This is a genomic window from Mycobacterium sp. Root135 (assembly GCF_001426545.1).
GTDB lineage: Bacteria > Actinomycetota > Actinomycetes > Mycobacteriales > Mycobacteriaceae > Mycobacterium.
In genome coordinates this window covers 1-15,273 of record NZ_LMEZ01000008.1, presented here as the reverse complement: position 1 = coordinate 15,273, position 15,273 = coordinate 1, and the positions used below count along the sequence as shown (strand labels likewise).

The following is a 15,273-nucleotide window of genomic DNA, read 5'->3' as shown; positions in this document are numbered from 1 at the left end:
TCGTGAACCGCACGGCAGCGGTAACCCACCCAGATTGGTGGGCCGCGACAGCGACAGGCTGGAAGCTCAACCACCGAACAACCTACCGATCTCGTGAGGTTAAGGCGAGCCACGGACACCCTCGACCGCAAATCTGACGTAGACGTAAGTCGGCGGAAGAACGGGTATGCCGACGGCATGACCGTCATCGGATTCCACTGCTCGCACGAGCAGATCAGTCCCGCGCAACTTCTCCGCGACGTCCAGCACGCCGAACGCGCCGGCTTCACCGCGGGAATGTCGTCGGATCACCTCAGTCCGTGGAGCAGTCGGCAAAACGAATCGGGTTTTGCCTGGGCGTTCCTCGGGGCGGCCCTTGCCACCACCGAGCTGCCGTTCGGCGTGGTGAACGCGCCGGGGCAGCGCTACCACCCGGCGATCATCGCCCAGGCCATCGCGACGCTGGCGCAGATGTTTCCCGGCAGGTTCTGGGCCGCGCTGGGTTCGGGTGAGGCGTCAAATGAGCGCGTGACCGGGCAGGAGTGGCCACGCAAGGAGGTACGCGACCGGCGACTCGTCGAGTGCGTCGACGTGATCCGACGGTTGTTGAAGGGCGAAGAGGTCAGCCACGACGGGCTCGTACAGGTCAACCGGGCCCAACTCTGGACGCTGCCGGACCGGGTCCCCGACCTCGTCGGGCCCGCCGTCACCGAAGCGACGGCCGCCCGGCACGCCGCCTGGGCCGACGGGCTCATCACCGTCAACCAACCCGCGGAGACCCTCCGACGGGTTCTCGACGCCTACCGCGGCGCGGGCGGCCGCGGGCCGGCCCGCTTGCAGATCCACCTGAGCTGGGCCCCCACCGAGGACGAGGCCATCTCCGTCGCCTGCGACCAGTGGCGCACCAACGTGTTCGGTCCGCCGGTGGCATGGGATCTCGAGTCGGTCGAGGCGTTCGACGTCATCGGCAGGCACGTCACCCCCGAGCAGGTGAGGTCCTCGGTGCGGGTGTCCAGCGACCTGGGGCAGCACGCGCAGTGGCTCGCCGAGTACGTCGAGCAGGGCTGGGACGAGTTGTACCTACACTTCGTCGGCCAGCACCAGAGCGCGTTCATCGACGCCTTCGGTGAACACGTGCTGCCGCAACTCTCCCCGACCGCACCCGCGTCGACTGCGGTGATGGCATGAGAAGCGTTGACGGGGGCGACCTCTGGTGGAAGAGCGCCGTCTTCTACTGTGCCGACGTCGAGACGTTCTACGACTCCAACGGCGACGGCACCGGTGACATCCGCGGAATGTCGGACCGCATCGAATACCTCGCCGACTTGGGCGTGACCTGCCTGTGGCTGATGCCGTTCTATCCGACGGCACAGAAGGACGACGGGTACGACATCGTCGACTTCTTCGGAGTGGATCCCCGCTTGGGGAACCTCGGCGACTTCGTCGAGTTGGTGCGCACCGCGCGGGCCGCGGGAATCCGGGTGATCGTCGACTTCGTCATGAACCACACCTCCGACGCCCACCCGTGGTTCAAGTCCGCCCGCCGCAGCGTCGACGACCCGTATCGCGACTACTACGTGTGGAGCGCGACGGAGCCGAAATCCAGCCCGAAGGACGTGGTGTTCCCCGACCAGGAGGACAGCATCTGGGAGCTGGACCTCAAGACCAACGAGTGGTATCTCCACCACTTCTACAAGCATCAGCCAGATCTCAACATCGCCAATCCCAAGGTGCAGGAGGAGATCTCGCGGACACTGGGGTTCTGGCTAGAGCTTGGAGTCTCGGGATTCCGGATCGACGCGGTGCCCTTCCTGTTCGCCAAAGACTCCGTACCCGGGGAGCCGGGCGCCTTCGATCCATACGAATACCTCGGCGACGTGCGGAACTTCGTCACCCGTCGCCTCGGAGACGCGGTTCTCCTCGGCGAAGTCAACGTCGCATACAAGGACCAGAAGAAGTTCTTCGGCGGACCCGACGGCGACGGACTGAACATGCAGTTCGACTTCATCGGGATGCAGAACGTCTACCTGTCACTCGCCCGCGGTGACGCCCGTCCGCTCGCCAAGGCCATGCGTCAACGCCCCGATCTCGACGTCACCAGCCAGTGGGCCAACTTCGTGCGCAACCACGACGAGTTGACCCTGGACAAGCTGACCGACGCCGAACGTCAGGAGGTGTTCGACGCGTTCGGCCCCGATCCGGACATGCAGCTCTACGACCGTGGCCTCCGGCGACGGTTGCCGACCATGGTCGGCGGTGACGAGCGCCGGATGCGGATGGTGTACTCGCTGGCCTTCTCCATGCCGGGCAGCCCGGTGCTGTTCTACGGCGAGGAGATCGGAATGGGTGAAAACCTCGACATCCCAGGACGATTGGCCGTCCGCAGCCCGATGCAGTGGACGGGCGGTCCCAACGGCGGATTCTCGACGGCGGCGAAGCGGAGGCTCACCCGGCCCATGCCCGACGGCCTCTTCGGCCCGGATCGGGTCAACGTCGCCGCCCAGCGCCGCGACCACCAGTCGTTCTGGTGGTTCGTCCGCGACCTCGTCTACACCTATCGCCAACAGCCGGAGATCGGCTGGTCGACCGCCGAAGTGCTGAAGCAACCGCACCGTTCGGTGTTGGCCCACGTGTGCCGGGAAGAAAAATCCGGCTGGCAGATGTTGGCGCTGCACAACTTTGGCGCCGAAGGCGTCCTGGTGCCGATCGAACTGCCCGACGCGCCCCCTGGCTCGGTGCTGGTCAGCCTGCTCGACGGGCTCACCGAGCATCCGCTCGACGACTCAGGCCGAGCGGAACTCGACCTGGACCCGTACGGCTACCGGTGGCTGAGGCTGATCCGCCCCGGCGACGACCCGATCATCTGACGGGCCCGGCCAGCCCCGTCGCCAGCGGTGGCTCGACCTCGGCAGTTGAGCTGGCACTCGCCACCAGTTGGTACAGCGGCGTGCCCCAAGCGTGCGCCCCACTGCTGGCGGGGGCGTACGAGGTGTGGATGGCGAGGGCCGCCGGTGACAGCGCGTCGTCGGTGTCGGCATCGGGGTCGGCGTCACAGACCGGGTCGCCGACGTCGCAGACGCTGACGGTGCGCGCGCCCATCTCGGGCGGCAGTTCCGAGGTGGGGGCCGAGGCCAGGAACGAGTGCTCCTGCGCGACGCCCTTGCCGACGCTGGGCACCACGGCGGTCGAACCCAGGTTGATCGTCGTGTCGGCCGGCAGTCGGTCCCCGTCGGCGATCAGCAGCGCCGCCGCCACGTGGGGGTCGTCGGCGAGGTCGTGCAGGTTGCGGTGGATCACCATCGCGCCCTGCGAGTAGCCGGCGAGCACCACCTTCGTCGTCGGGCACCGCTCGGTGAACGCCTCGAACTGCTCGGCGGCGGCCTCGGTGCCCGCCTTCACGCTGTCCATGAAGCCCATCCAGCCGCCGAGGCCACCGCCCAGCGGGACGGGTGCCGCGGGGTACTGCACTGCTTCGGCGGTGATCGTCTGCCCGCTCGCCGCCAGCTGGGCCTGCAACTGCTGGAACGACTGGTAGACGACGGGGCCCATGCCGCCGTTGGCGGTCAGGCCCGCTCCGTCGCGCTGACCCGATCCGGCAGCGCCGAGCCAGTGGAAGTCACCGCACCCGGGCGCCGCGCCGGCGGTGGCCGGTCCCGTGATCGTGGCAACGCCAGCGAGCGCGCTGCTTGCCACCAAGACGGCCAATCCGAAACGACGAAACACGATGAAAACCCTCCAACTCTGGCGGCAACGGATGTGGTCGCGCTGCCGCGTTCAGTCGGTTGATCGCGCGCGGGTGCGTCCGGTGTTACACGCGGGGACGCAACCATGGGCCTGCCCGGCGGTTCCTTCGGCCGGACTCTGGACCACCAAGTCCTGTTGCGGGCCACACCGCCGCACGGCGGCTCGGCCGTCCGGCGGTGCCGTGAACAGAGGGTTTCGGCTGGTCGGCGGCAGCGCCCCAGTCCTGTACACCGCCTTGACGAGACACCGTTCTGGACGATACAGTTCAGTTCACGTATCTCCAGCGCATTCTAGGTAGCAAAGATAGGATTCGATCATGAATAGTCGTCTCACCCGTCGCGTCGCCGCGGGCCTCGGCGTTGCTGCCTTCATCTCCATGGGAGCGCTGACCGCCTGTGGTGGCAGCGAAGAGAAGCCCGCCCCGTCGAGCACCACGGAGACCACGACCGCCCCGTCGGTCACGCCCACCGAGAAGAGCATCAACCCCACCGGTGGCAACCTGTTCACCCCGCCCGTCAAGGCGCCGCCGGCTCCGACGGCGATCCCCGGCACCCACAACTAATCTCGTCGATCTCGAGAACCCGGATAGGACTGCCTCATGACTAGTCGAAACACTCGCCGCGTCGCCGCGGGCCTCGGAATCGCGGCGTTCATCTCCATGGGGGCACTGACCGCCTGTGGTGGTAGCGAAGAGAAGCCCGCCCCGTCGAGCACCACGGAGAGCTCGACCAGCGCGCCGTCGGTCACGCCCACCGAGAAGAGCATCAGCCCCTCCGGTGGCAACTCCTTCAGCCCGCCGGTCAAGGCGCCCCCGGCACCGACCGGCGTTCCCGGTACCAACCACACCGGATAACCGAACGAGTCCTTCATCAGGACGACACGAGGCGGGTCAGTCGACGACTGACCCGCCTCGTTCGTTTTGGACCCGCTGGTCCGATTCGACTAGTCCCGCTCAGCGCCGTCGGGCTGGAAGGACCTGATGTAGGCGATCGAGGAGTCCAGCGCGGTTTGCATGAGCCGCGGATCGTGGGCCGTCTGCGAGAGCAGGTAGCCGCCCTCGACGGCAGCCAACAGTCCGGTGGCGAGGGTGGGCGCGTCGACGTCGGGCCGTAGCGCGCCCGTGTCGCGCATCCGCTCCAGCGCCGCGGCCAACAACCCGCGCCACTCGGCGAAGTGCGCCGCGAGGGATTCGCGCGCCCTGTCGTCACTGTCGGACAGTTCGGCCGCGAGCGATCCGAGTTCGCATCCCCACAGGCCCCGTCGCAGGGCGCACCGCTGAACCATGGCGTCACGCCAATGGTGGAGCCCGCGGAACGAGTCGACCTTCTCCAGTCGTAGGCGTTGCCACGACAAGATCTCGTCGGCTCGGATGCTGATGACGTCGTACACCAGATCGGTCTTGTCGTCGAAGTGTTGGTAGAACTGCGACTTGCTCGTCGCACTGGAGGCGAGCACTTCGTCGATCGTCGTGGCCGCCACCCCGCGCACGTGCATCAGTTCAGCTGCCGCCTGGACGATCCGGTTGCGGGTCGCGACGCCTCGAGAGGTGAGCCTTGGCCGCGTCACGTCGTTCGGTGGTGGCGGCATCGTCCAACTGTAGCCCTTTGTTTGGACTCTGAAGTCCAACTCGACCATCCCTGGGAACATCCTGTGCGACTACTGCTGGGCCGTCCCCAGAGTGACCTGTTTCGTCTCGCTGGAACCGGACGGATCCTGATAGGTCAGCGTCACCACGTCACCGGGAGCCTTAGACCGCACGGCGGCCACCAGCGCCTCCGGACCGTCGACGACGCGACCGTCCACCTTGGTCACCACGACACCGTTCGGCACCCCCGCGGCCGCGGCGGGACCGCCGTCGACCACCTGCGCGACGGTGGCGCCGGACGCGTTGGGGTCGTCGCCCAACTGCACTCCCAGCGAGGCATGGGTGGCCGTGCCGGTGGAGACCAACTCGGTGGCGATGCGCTTGGCTTGATCCACCGGAATGGCGAAGCCGAGGCCGATCGAACCGCTCTGTCCACCGGATGACTTCGAGCCACCGCCCATCGAGGCGATCGCCGAGTTCACCCCGATCAGTTGACCGTTCATGTCGACCAGTGCCCCACCGGAGTTGCCGGGGTTGATGGCCGCGTCGGTCTGGATGGCGTTGAGCACCGTGGCCTGATCCTGGCCCTCGCCCGCGGTGGCGACCGGCCGGTCCAGTGCGCTGACGATTCCCGTCGTCACGGTGCCCTCCAAGCCAAGCGGCGACCCGACGGCGACCACGTTCTGGCCGACCTTGAGATCCTTCGACGAGCCGATGGCTATCGGGGTCAGGCCCGAAAGGCCTTGCGCGCGAACGACGGCGATGTCACTGGAGGGATCGGCACCCACCACGCTGAACGGTGCGGTGCGGCCGTCGGCCAGCGTGACGGTCGCCTTCATGGCCTGGGGACCAGGGACCTCTTGACCACTTGGGGTGACCTGGGCACCCGCACCGGTCGGTGCGGACGCCAGGGCGGCGACCACGTGGTTGTTGGTCAGGATCAGCCCGTCTGGATCGAGGATGACGCCGGAACCCTCTTCGCTCTGCCCGCCCATGTCGATCTGCAGCTTCACGACGCTGGGCAGCACCTTCGCCGCGACCGCCTCGACGGAACCGCTCGGCAGATCGGCCGCGGGCGGGACCGCGGCCGCCTGGCGCGGCGCGGTGGCAAGGGCGGTCGCGAGCCCACTTTCGGCCGATTGGTCGTGCTGACTCGTCATCACCACCGCGCCGACGCCCGCCGACACCACGGCGATGGCGGCGGCACCGGTGACCATCGCACCGACCCGGGACCGCTTCCGACGGGGCGCGACGACGGCCATCGGCGCCGTGTCGGCCGCGGGGTGGCTGGCGTACCGCCAGTCATATGGCGGCTGCGGCGCGCCATGGGCACGATGAGCCGGATTCCGTTGTCCTGCAGCTGGATCGGTGCCGTGTCTCCGACCGGACGGTTGCATCGGGTACTGCGGGTAGTTCGTCATGTGGGCCATACCTTTACGAGTCGGGCAGCAAAGCGTTGACCCCAAGGTGCCCTCGCCGGCTGAGACGCGACTGAGAGTTAGATCGGTACAGTCGAAGACTTTTCGTCGAGGTGTCAGCCGGCCGCGTCCGGTTGAGGTGTGGCGAACATCTCGACGAGCGACGTCGGCGCGCGGTCGCCGAACAGCATGTCGGTCACCTCGTAGGCCTCTTCTGCGACCGCCGCGCTGCGCGGAAACATGGCCGCTTCGTAGGCGGCGACGGCGGCGTCCACGTCACCGGGGTGCGCGATGATCGCCGCGGCGAGTTCCGCACCGTCCAACATGGCCAGGTTCGCGCCGTCACCCGATGGTGGCATCAGATGTGCGGCGTCACCCAGAAGCGTCACGCCGGGCACAGGGTCCCATCGATGACCGGTCGGCAGCGTGAAGAGCCGGCGCACCACTGGCGCGACGCCGCCGATGGTGAAGCCGTCGGTGATCAACGCGGTGAGCTCCGGTGCCCACCCGTCGAATTCGGCCACCACCCGTGCAATCGCCGCCGCGGGTTCGGCGGCGTCGACCGATTCCATCCACTCGAGCGACCGCCGCAGCGAGACGTAGGTGTGGATGACCTGTCCCTGCTCGCGATGGGCGAGGATGCCCTTGCCGGGGGCGGGGGCGTACATCGCGCCGCCGCCGACTACCTCGGCCGCCGCCGGGTGCCGCGCGTCCACGTCGTGCAGGTACATCTCCACGTACGACATTCCGACGTATTCGGGCGTGGCGGTGGACAGCAGGGGTCGCACCCTTGACCACGCGCCGTCCGCCCCGACGAGGAGCTCCGTCGTCGTGGTGGTGCCGTCGTCGAAGGTCAGCTCGTGTACGCCGCCGCCGAGGGACCGCGCCGACGCGACCTTGCAGCCCCACCGCACGGTGCCGTCGGGCAGCGACTCCAACAGGATCTGCCGCAACTGGCCGCGGAGGACCTCCGGCCGGCCGCCGGGGCCGGTGCCGTCGGGCTGCGCGATCAGGACGGTGCCGTCTTGGTCGAGCACGCGAAGTGCGTCACCGCCGACGTGGATGATGCTTTGGAACCGTTCGTAGAGACCGGCGGCCCTGAGGGCCAGCTGCCCGTCGTCCGGGTGGATGTCGAGCTGGCCGCCCTGGGTGCGCGTCTCGGCCGACGGTTCAACCTCGTAGACCGTCGCGGCGATGCCGTTGACGTGCAGCACCCGGGCCGCCATCAGGCCGCCGAGCCCGGCACCGATGATCGTGACCGGCGTCGTCATGCCTCCCCCTCACCTTTTTGGAACTGCGTTCCAGGCAAGAATGGAACGTTGTTCCAAAGAAGTCAAGGGGAGCCACGTGTCGAGGAACCGGCCACAGCTGCGTCCCAGGGGTGAACGCGGCCAGAATGGGCCGCACCACCTCGAGGAGACCGCCATGGCCAAGTACCTGATGCTCAAGCACTACCGCAGCTCAAGCGTCCCGACCGACCGCCCCTTTGCCCCCATGGACCAGTGGACGCCCGAGGAGATCGACGACCACATCCAGTACATGAACGACTTCGCGGACCGGCTTCGGCAGACCGGCGAATTCGTCGACGAGCAGGCGCTGTCCGCCGAGGGGACGTTCGTCCGCTACGACGGCCCGGGACGACCACCGGTCACCGACGGCCCCTTCCCCGAGACCAAGGACCTCATCGCGGGCTGGATGGTCGTCGACGTCGACGACTACCAGCGCGCCGTCGACCTCGCAGGCGAACTGTCGGCCGCCCCCGGCCGCCACGGCGAGCCAATCTACGAGTGGCTGGAACTGCGGCCGTTCTACGGCGAAGCGCCAACGGTCACCGAGTGACGGTGCCGCCCGACGACACCGTCCTGCGGGAGGTCGCCCCCGCGGTGCTCGGCGTCCTCGTGCGCCGCGGAGCCGACTTCGCGACGGCCGAGGACGCCGTTCAGGAAGCACTGATCGAAGCCGTCGTCCGGTGGAAGTCCGAACCCCCGACCGATCCAAAGGGCTGGCTCGTCACCGTGGCGTGGCGGAAGTTCCTCGACCTCACCCGCTCCGACGTCGCCAGGCGCGGTCGAGAGGAACGCCTGCTCGCCCAGCCCGAGGCGGGTCCCACCGAAAGCGCGGACGACACGCTCGCGCTGTACTTCCTGTGCACGCATCCGTCGTTGACGCACACCTCTGCGGTCGCGCTGACGCTGCGGGCGGTCGGCGGCCTCACCACCCGGCAGATCGCGGCGGCCTACCTGGTGCCGGAATCCACGATGGCGCAGCGCATCAGCCGGGCCAAGCGCACCCTCGCCGACGTTCGCCTCGGCCAGCCCGGCGATGTTCATAGCGTCCTGCTCACCCTCTATCTCGTCTTCAACGAAGGCCACTCCGGCGACGTCGATCTGGCCGCCGAGGCCATCCGCCTCACCAGGCAGCTGGCCGCGGTCACCGACGATCCCGAGGTCGGTGGCCTACTCGCGCTGATGCTGCTGCACCACGCGCGGCGCGACGCCCGCGTCGACGCCGACGGCCGCCTGGTCCCGCTGGCGAGGCAGGACCGCACCCGATGGCGGACCGATCTGATCGCCGAGGGGGTCGACCTGCTGCAGGCCGCGTTGGTCCGCGACGCGCTCGGGCCTTATCAGGCACAGGCTGCCATCGCCGCGCTGCATGCCGACGCCCGCACCGTCGCCGAGACCGACTGGGTGCAGATAGTGCAGTGGTACGACGAGTTGCTGGCGCTCACCGACACCCCCGTCGTCCGGCTGAACCGCGCCGTCGCGATCGGGCAGGCCGACGATCCGCGCGCGGGCCTCGCCGCACTCGCCGACGTGGACGACACCGTGCCTCGCTACGCCGCGGTGGCCGCCTTCCTGCACGAACAGGACGGTGACCTGGCCACGGCGGCAACGCTGTACGCCAAGGCGGCCGCGGCCGCGCAGAACCTCGCCGAACGTGACCACCTGACCCGCGAGGCGGCCCGGCTCCGCAACGTGCCGGGCGGCGGGTAGCTACTTCCAGGCGAAGACCGGTTGCTCCAGCTGGTCGACCGGGTCGTCGCGTCCCTCGAGGCACAGCCAGCGGAACTGCAGCAGCACCGCGCCGGTGGGCGCGTGAATGAGGTCGTTGCCCAGCGGAATCTGCACCACCGGCCGCGGGCTCTCCGGAATGTCGACGAAGCGCGGCGAGTCGTCGCGTTGCAGTTGATGCAGCCCCACCCGATAGGCGGCCACCACCTCGTCGGGTGACGGGCGCAGATCGAGCCGACCGCCACCCCAGACGACCACCGGGGTGATGACGTAACCGGACCGGGTCGGATAGTCGTCGAGCAGACCCAGCACCGACGTCGGTGCCAACCTGACGCCGAGTTCCTCGTCCAGTTCCCGAAGGGCGGCGTCGACGACGGTCTCCCCCTCGTCGACGCGCCCGCCGGGTAGCGCCCACTGGGCGGCGTGGGCGCGCAATCGGGATGCCCTGCGGCACAACAGAAACGCCGCACCACCGGACACGTCGACCATGCGCCCGTCGAGACCGGGATCCATCGGTCGCCCGTCGATCCAGTCGTCGACTGGCGCCGGGTCGACCCTGTCCTCACCCACCTCGGAGTCGACGAGCACCACCGCCACGGCCGCGTGCCGCTTCGAGGGGTCCACGACCTCGCGGCGGGGGTGACTCGCCAGATTGCTCCGAGCTCGTTCGCGCAGCGCCTCGTCGTAGGTGATCGTCACCGCTCGACCATAGGCGCTGCCCGCAGGTCAGGCCGTCGGCACCATCCCGTGGGGGTCGAGGACGAACTTCTCGGCGACGCCCGAGTCGAATTCGGCATACCCGCGCGGCGCGTCGTCGAGGGTGATCACCGTGGCGTTCACCGCGTCGGCAATGTGCGCCTTGTCGTGCAGGATGCTCATCATCAGCCCGCGGTTGTACTTCAACACCGGGCACTGACCGGTGGCGAAGCTGTGGCTCTTGGCCCAGCCGAGGCCCAGCCGGACCTTCAGGGTGCCCTCCTTGGCGTCGGCGTCCGCGGCACCGGGATCACCGGTGACGTACAGGCCGGGGATGCCGAGCGATCCGCCGGCGCGCGTGAGTCCCATGATCGAGTTGAGAACGGCGGCGGGCTGCTCACCCGCGCCCTGACCGTGTCCGCTGGCCTCGAATCCGACGGCGTCCACGGCGCAGTCGACCTCGTTGGTGCCGAGAATCTCGGCGATCTGGTCCTCAAGCGAGGCGTCGGCGCTGACGTCAACCGTTGCGCACCCGAATGATTCGGCCTGCCTGAGCCGGTCGGCATTCAGGTCGCCGACGATCACCACGGCCGCGCCGAGCAGCTGCGCGGAGTACGCGGCGGCCAGCCCCACCGGACCCGCACCGGCGACGTAGACGGTCGATCCGGTGGTGACGCCCGCCGTCTTCGCGCCGTGGTACCCCGTCGGGAAGATGTCCGACAGCATCGTGAGATCGCGGATCTTCGCCAGGGCGGCGTCGCGGTCCGGGAACTTCAGCAGGTTGAAGTCGGCGAACGGCACCATGACGTAGTCGGCTTGGCCGCCGAGCCAACCGCCCATGTCGACGTAGCCGTAGGCCGACCCGGCGCGCGCCGGGTTGACGTTGAGGCACACCCCGGTCTGCCCCTCGCGACAGTTGCGACACCGGCCGCAGGCGATGTTGAACGGTACCGAGCAGATGTCGCCAACTTCGAGAAACTGTACGTCCGAACCCTTTTCGACGACCTCGCCGGTGATCTCGTGGCCAAGGGTCTGGCCGACCGGAGCGGTGGTGCGGCCGCGCACCATGTGCTGATCCGAGCCGCAGATGTTGGTCGACACGCATTTGAGGATGACGGCGTGGTCGGCCTTGCGGCTCATCCCCATCGCGCTCGCCACTTCAGCCGGGACCTCGAGCTTGGGATAGTCGATCGTCTCGACCGCCACCTTGCCAGGACCCTTGTATACGACAATCCGGTTGCCACTCATGGCGTTTCCCAACCAGACCCGCGGTGTTGGCAGCAGGCTCTCCGTTGCGCCCGCGTGTCCGTCCTCGAGCCTAGGCAACCCTCAGCGGCTTGCGGGCGGTGCGGGCGAAAACCTCGCCTTTCGTCTAGCCGCGGTACTGCGCCACCGCCGCGGCGTACTCGTCGAGCAGCCGGAGGCTTTCGTCGCGGGGCACCGACGGGAGCAGCAGCGCGACCTGGCCGAAGCCGAGGTCGTCCACGGTGCGCCAGTAGTCCGCGTCCACGGGAGTGCCGAACTGCGCCAGTGGGACGTCGTGGCCCAAGCCGTCCGTCATCTGCTTGATGCGCGGCGCCAACACGTCGGCGGGGAAGGCGTTGGAGATCCAGCCCGCGTCATGCCGGATCACGCGCTTCACGGTCGCGTCGGAGTTGCCGCCGATGTAGATCGGAGGCTGCCGGACGGGTTTCGGCCGGCTGTAGGAGGCGTCGAAGTCGACGAACTTGCCGTGGTACTCAGCGGGTTCGTTGGTCCACAGCGCCTTGATGGCTTCGATGCGCTCGTCGAGCAGCGCGCCGCGGGTCTTCGGGTCGGTGCCGTGGTCGCGGAGTTCCTCGATGTTCCAGCCGGCGCCGACACCGAATACGAAGCGCCCGCCCGAGATCAAGTCGACGCTGGCGGCTTCCTTCGCGGTGACGATCGGATCCCGCTGGATCAACAGCGCGATGCCGGTGAACAGTTCGATCCGCGACGTCACGGCCGCCGCCGCCGCGAGGGTGACGAAGGGGTCCAGCGTCTTGTAGTAGATGTCGGGCAGCTCGCCGCCGCCCGGGTACGCCGACTCCCGGCTGGCCGGGATGTGGGTGTGCTCGGCGATGACGAGGGCGTCGAAGCCCCGGTCCTCGATCGCGGTCGCCAGCGATACCGGGTCGATGCCGTCGTCTGTGACGAAGGTGGAAATGCCGAATTTCACGGGGGCTCTCATCTGTCGGGGTCAGGACTGGCAACGCCGTCGACGAGACGCACTATTCCCCCGACGTCCCCAGGCGAATGGCCGTCGACCCAGAACGTTAGATAGGGTCACTATCAGGTTGAGCCGGGATCGAAGGTGCTTCGGGTGTGAACAGCCGCTCGCGAGAACACACCGCTGCGTCGGGAAGAAACTCCGCCGCCAATCACTTGGAGAAGTACGTGCCTACCCCGATTCCGTCCGATCACCGAGGACCGCGCTGATGCGCCAGGGACCGCTCGCCGGGCGCTATCCCGCCGTGGCCGCCATGGTCATCCTCGCCCTGATTCCGTACTTGGCTCTGTCCGCGGCGATCGACCCCTTGGTGCCGATCATCACCGAGCAGCTCCACATGAGCGCCCAGACGATGAGCCTGAGCTCGGGGCTCGGCAACGCCGCGTACGCCGTGGGAACGGTCCTGGCGGTCCAGTTCGCCCAGCACCTGCCCCAGCGGCGCATGCTGCTGTCCTACGCCGTGGTGCTGGCGGTCGGTTCCGTGATCGCCGCCGCGGCGGTCAACCCCGGCATGTTCATCGCCGGACACGTCCTGCAGGGCCTGGCCACCAGCATGCTGCTGATCGCCGCCGCGCCGCCCCTGACGATCGGTTTCCCGAAGGAAAAGCTCAGGAACACCGCCGTCATCATGAACATGTGCGTGTTCGGCGCTGTCGCGCTCGGACCCTTCGTCGGCGGTGCGCAGGCCGAGGCACACGCGTGGCGGCCGCTCTTCTGGATCATCGCCGGGATTGCGGTGCTAGCCCTGATCATGGCCGCCCTCACGTTCGAGGACGCCCCACCGGCCGACCTCGACGCCCCCCGCGACCTCCGTGCCATCGGGCTCGCGGCCGTCGGTTGCGCCGCGGCGTTCGTCGGCGCCTCGCAGCTGACCAGCCACGGCTTTGGCGACGTCGCCGTGACCCTGCCCATGTTCGGTGGCCTTGCCCTGATCGTGGTGCTGGTGGTTTATCAATTCCGTTCGCGCCAGCCACTTCTCACCGTCCGCACCATGCTCACCAGCTCGATCCCCGTCGCGGGCGTCGGCGTCGCACTGTTCGCGGCGGCCGCGTCGGTGGCGGCGACGGCCCTGACGGCCAACGTGCTGTTGCAGACCTACAGCCCGGTCCACGTCGGCCTGCTCTACCTGCCGGAGCTCGGCGGCGCCGTGGTGATGGCCGTGGTCTTCGGAATCGTCATCACCAAGCGCGCGATGCACTACCTGCCGCTCGTCGGAATGGTGCTGCTCGCGGCCGGCATCCTGGTCTTCCAGTTCGCCCTGCCCGCCAACCAGCCCCTGGTGCTGATCGCCGCCGGACTGACGGGGTTGGCGCTCGGCGCCACCGTCGCGCCCGCGCTGTTCGTCGCCGGCTTCTCCCTGCAGTCCAACAGCCTGCAGCGCGTGTTCGCCATCATCGAATTGTTCCGCGCCGTGGCCGCTTTCATGGTTGCGCCCATCCTGGCCCACTTCGCACTCACGGTGTCGACCGATCTGGGGATCGGCACGCGTTACGCCCTGTGGATCGGCTTCGGCCTCGCAGTCGGCGGTGCCGTGTTCGGGGTGGCCGTCTACGCGCTGAGCGGCGCCCGACCACAGACGCCGGACCTCGACGAGTTCCTCGACGGCGACGACCCGGCCTGGCACTCGCCACCCCTGCTGGCCCTCATCCGTTCTGGCGCAACGGCTCCCGCCGAGACAACCGCCGTGGCGACCCCCGAGCCGGCCCACGCCGAGGCGGCGGCCGAACCGGCGGGAATGGTGTTGATCGCCTACGACGGAACCGATCTCGCCGCGTTCGCCATCACGCAGGCCGCGGCTCGGCTAGGCACCCAACGAGAGGCCCTGGTGGTCTGCGTCTGGCAGCCGGTCGACGTCGGCTTCACCCCGACCGATCCGCAGCACTTCGACGCCGACCGGGCCACCGAGGTGCGCCACGCCGCCGAGCGGACCGCCGCCCACGGCGCAGAGTTGGCCCGCCAGGCCGGCTTCACGGCGCGCAGCGTTGCGGTTGAGGCCGCACCGACGTGGCAGGGCATCGTTGCCGCCGCCGACGACCACGACGCCAGCGTCATCGTGCTTGGGCCGCATCGCCGCAGCGGTCTTCTCGGACACCTGCAGGGCAGCGTCGCGTCGGCCGTCGTCGCCCACACCGAGCGGCCCGTGCTGATCGTCCCGGAGTACCAGGACGTGAGCTAGGCAGCGTTGGGTTCGGGTCCGCCGGGTCTGAGGTCGGCTTCGGCGCCCAGTTCGTCCTGCGCGTCCTGCTCGTCCTGCGGTGGCCGGTACAGCCGTTCGGGGCGGTGATAGCCGTTCACCCGAACCTGCCCGGTGTCCAACGCCGGCGGTGGAACCCACTCCACGTCGTGGTCGGCGTTGATCCGGGTGGACCACCCGCCCGGGCCGACCACCCGGTTGTCCGGCCCACACGCCAACGCCAACTCGTCGACGTTGGTCTGGCCGCCGTCGGCCCAATCGCGGGCGGCGTGATGGACCTGACAGCCATACGCCGGCACCGTGCACCCCGGCTTGGTGCACCCACCGTCGCGGGCGATCAGCATCAGCCGCTGCGCCCGCGACGCGGTGCGGCGGGCCCGGAACAGGTTCAGCGC

At 68.7% G+C, this 15,273-nt stretch carries 15 protein-coding genes; 7 read left to right on the top strand and 8 right to left on the bottom strand.

Annotated elements, in window-relative coordinates:
* Positions 1-177: 177 nt before the first annotated feature.
* On the top strand, positions 178-1,167 hold the full coding sequence (locus ASD37_RS23935; RefSeq protein ID WP_056557623.1) for a TIGR03885 family FMN-dependent LLM class oxidoreductase: 990 nt from the start codon (positions 178-180) through the stop codon (positions 1,165-1,167).
* Positions 1,164-2,846: an alpha-amylase family protein gene (locus tag ASD37_RS23930; protein ID WP_056557621.1), complete on the top strand. Its 1,683-nt coding sequence runs from the start codon at positions 1,164-1,166 to the stop codon at positions 2,844-2,846. Before ASD37_RS23935 ends, ASD37_RS23930 begins: the two co-directional genes overlap by 4 nt.
* On the opposite strand, the gene ASD37_RS23925 is transcribed toward ASD37_RS23930, so the two are convergent.
* Positions 2,839-3,702 (bottom strand): cutinase family protein, encoded by an 864-nt coding sequence (locus ASD37_RS23925; RefSeq protein ID WP_156721069.1) that lies wholly within the window; start codon positions 3,700-3,702, stop codon positions 2,839-2,841. The genes ASD37_RS23930 and ASD37_RS23925 overlap by 8 nt on opposite strands.
* Before the next feature lie 337 nt (positions 3,703-4,039).
* On the opposite strand from ASD37_RS23925, the gene ASD37_RS23920 reads away from it, so the two are divergent.
* On the top strand, positions 4,040-4,285 hold the full coding sequence (locus tag ASD37_RS23920) for a hypothetical protein (RefSeq protein ID WP_056557619.1): 246 nt from the start codon (positions 4,040-4,042) through the stop codon (positions 4,283-4,285).
* Positions 4,286-4,321: 36 nt separating this feature from the next.
* On the top strand, positions 4,322-4,576 hold the full coding sequence (locus tag ASD37_RS31160; RefSeq protein WP_082570383.1) for a hypothetical protein: 255 nt from the start codon (positions 4,322-4,324) through the stop codon (positions 4,574-4,576).
* An 89-nt stretch (positions 4,577-4,665) separates the two neighbouring features.
* On the opposite strand, the gene ASD37_RS23910 is transcribed toward ASD37_RS31160, so the two are convergent.
* The 3 genes from ASD37_RS23910 to ASD37_RS23900 all read right to left on the bottom strand — a co-directional run bounded on the left by ASD37_RS23910 (position 4,666) and on the right by ASD37_RS23900 (position 7,997).
* Positions 4,666-5,310: a TetR/AcrR family transcriptional regulator gene (locus tag ASD37_RS23910; RefSeq protein WP_056558205.1), complete on the bottom strand. Its 645-nt coding sequence runs from the start codon at positions 5,308-5,310 to the stop codon at positions 4,666-4,668.
* Between the two features lie 69 nt (positions 5,311-5,379).
* Positions 5,380-6,729, bottom strand: a complete 1,350-nt coding sequence (locus ASD37_RS23905; protein ID WP_082570407.1) for a S1C family serine protease — start codon at positions 6,727-6,729, stop codon at positions 5,380-5,382.
* Positions 6,730-6,842: 113 nt separating this feature from the next.
* Positions 6,843-7,997: an NAD(P)/FAD-dependent oxidoreductase gene (locus tag ASD37_RS23900; protein ID WP_056557613.1), complete on the bottom strand. Its 1,155-nt coding sequence runs from the start codon at positions 7,995-7,997 to the stop codon at positions 6,843-6,845.
* A 154-nt stretch (positions 7,998-8,151) separates the two neighbouring features.
* Between ASD37_RS23900 and ASD37_RS23895 the strand changes: the two genes are divergently transcribed.
* Together ASD37_RS23895 and ASD37_RS23890 are read left to right on the top strand one after the other, a co-directional pair.
* Positions 8,152-8,565 carry a YciI family protein gene (locus ASD37_RS23895; RefSeq protein WP_056557611.1) on the top strand — a complete coding sequence of 138 codons (414 nt, stop codon included), beginning with the start codon at positions 8,152-8,154 and terminating at the stop codon, positions 8,563-8,565.
* Positions 8,562-9,722, top strand: a complete 1,161-nt coding sequence (locus tag ASD37_RS23890; RefSeq protein ID WP_056557609.1) for an RNA polymerase sigma factor — start codon at positions 8,562-8,564, stop codon at positions 9,720-9,722. The genes ASD37_RS23895 and ASD37_RS23890 overlap by 4 nt, the downstream gene beginning before the upstream one ends.
* Here ASD37_RS23890 and ASD37_RS23885 read toward each other — a convergent pair whose 3' ends face one another.
* The 3 genes from ASD37_RS23885 to ASD37_RS23875 form a co-directional block, all read right to left on the bottom strand.
* A complete protein-coding gene (locus tag ASD37_RS23885) occupies positions 9,723-10,439 on the bottom strand; it encodes a CoA pyrophosphatase (RefSeq protein ID WP_056557607.1) in 717 nt (238 codons plus the stop codon). It abuts the gene before it with no gap.
* 27 nt (positions 10,440-10,466) lie between these two features.
* Positions 10,467-11,684 (bottom strand): formaldehyde dehydrogenase, glutathione-independent, encoded by a 1,218-nt coding sequence (fdhA, locus tag ASD37_RS23880; RefSeq protein WP_056557605.1) that lies wholly within the window; start codon positions 11,682-11,684, stop codon positions 10,467-10,469.
* Positions 11,685-11,808: 124 nt separating this feature from the next.
* Positions 11,809-12,633 carry an LLM class F420-dependent oxidoreductase gene (locus ASD37_RS23875; RefSeq protein WP_056558203.1) on the bottom strand — a complete coding sequence of 275 codons (825 nt, stop codon included), beginning with the start codon at positions 12,631-12,633 and terminating at the stop codon, positions 11,809-11,811.
* Positions 12,634-12,892: 259 nt separating this feature from the next.
* Between ASD37_RS23875 and ASD37_RS23870 the strand changes: the two genes are divergently transcribed.
* Positions 12,893-14,860, top strand: coding sequence for an MFS transporter (locus tag ASD37_RS23870; RefSeq protein ID WP_056557603.1), 1,968 nt, complete (start codon positions 12,893-12,895; stop codon positions 14,858-14,860).
* On the opposite strand, the gene ASD37_RS31860 is transcribed toward ASD37_RS23870, so the two are convergent.
* The coding region (locus ASD37_RS31860; protein WP_162253310.1) for an HNH endonuclease signature motif containing protein at positions 14,857-15,273 on the bottom strand (417 nt) is incomplete at its 5' end. The genes ASD37_RS23870 and ASD37_RS31860 overlap by 4 nt on opposite strands.

Bases quoted from the DNA above. Each gene is read 5' to 3' on its own strand.
- ASD37_RS23920 (WP_056557619.1), top strand. From the start codon at position 4,040: ATGAATAGTCGTCTCACCCGTCGCGTCGCCGCGGGCCTCGGCGTTGCT.
- ASD37_RS23905 (WP_082570407.1), bottom strand. From the start codon at position 6,729: ATGACGAACTACCCGCAGTACCCGATGCAACCGTCCGGTCGGAGACAC.
- ASD37_RS23895 (WP_056557611.1), top strand. From the start codon at position 8,152: ATGGCCAAGTACCTGATGCTCAAGCACTACCGCAGCTCAAGCGTCCCG.
- ASD37_RS23935 (WP_056557623.1), top strand. From the start codon at position 178: ATGACCGTCATCGGATTCCACTGCTCGCACGAGCAGATCAGTCCCGCG.
- ASD37_RS23870 (WP_056557603.1), top strand. From the start codon at position 12,893: ATGCGCCAGGGACCGCTCGCCGGGCGCTATCCCGCCGTGGCCGCCATG.
- ASD37_RS23900 (WP_056557613.1), bottom strand. From the start codon at position 7,997: ATGACGACGCCGGTCACGATCATCGGTGCCGGGCTCGGCGGCCTGATG.
- ASD37_RS23910 (WP_056558205.1), bottom strand. From the start codon at position 5,310: ATGCCGCCACCACCGAACGACGTGACGCGGCCAAGGCTCACCTCTCGA.
- ASD37_RS31160 (WP_082570383.1), top strand. From the start codon at position 4,322: ATGACTAGTCGAAACACTCGCCGCGTCGCCGCGGGCCTCGGAATCGCG.
- ASD37_RS23930 (WP_056557621.1), top strand. From the start codon at position 1,164: ATGAGAAGCGTTGACGGGGGCGACCTCTGGTGGAAGAGCGCCGTCTTC.
- fdhA (WP_056557605.1), bottom strand. From the start codon at position 11,684: ATGAGTGGCAACCGGATTGTCGTATACAAGGGTCCTGGCAAGGTGGCG.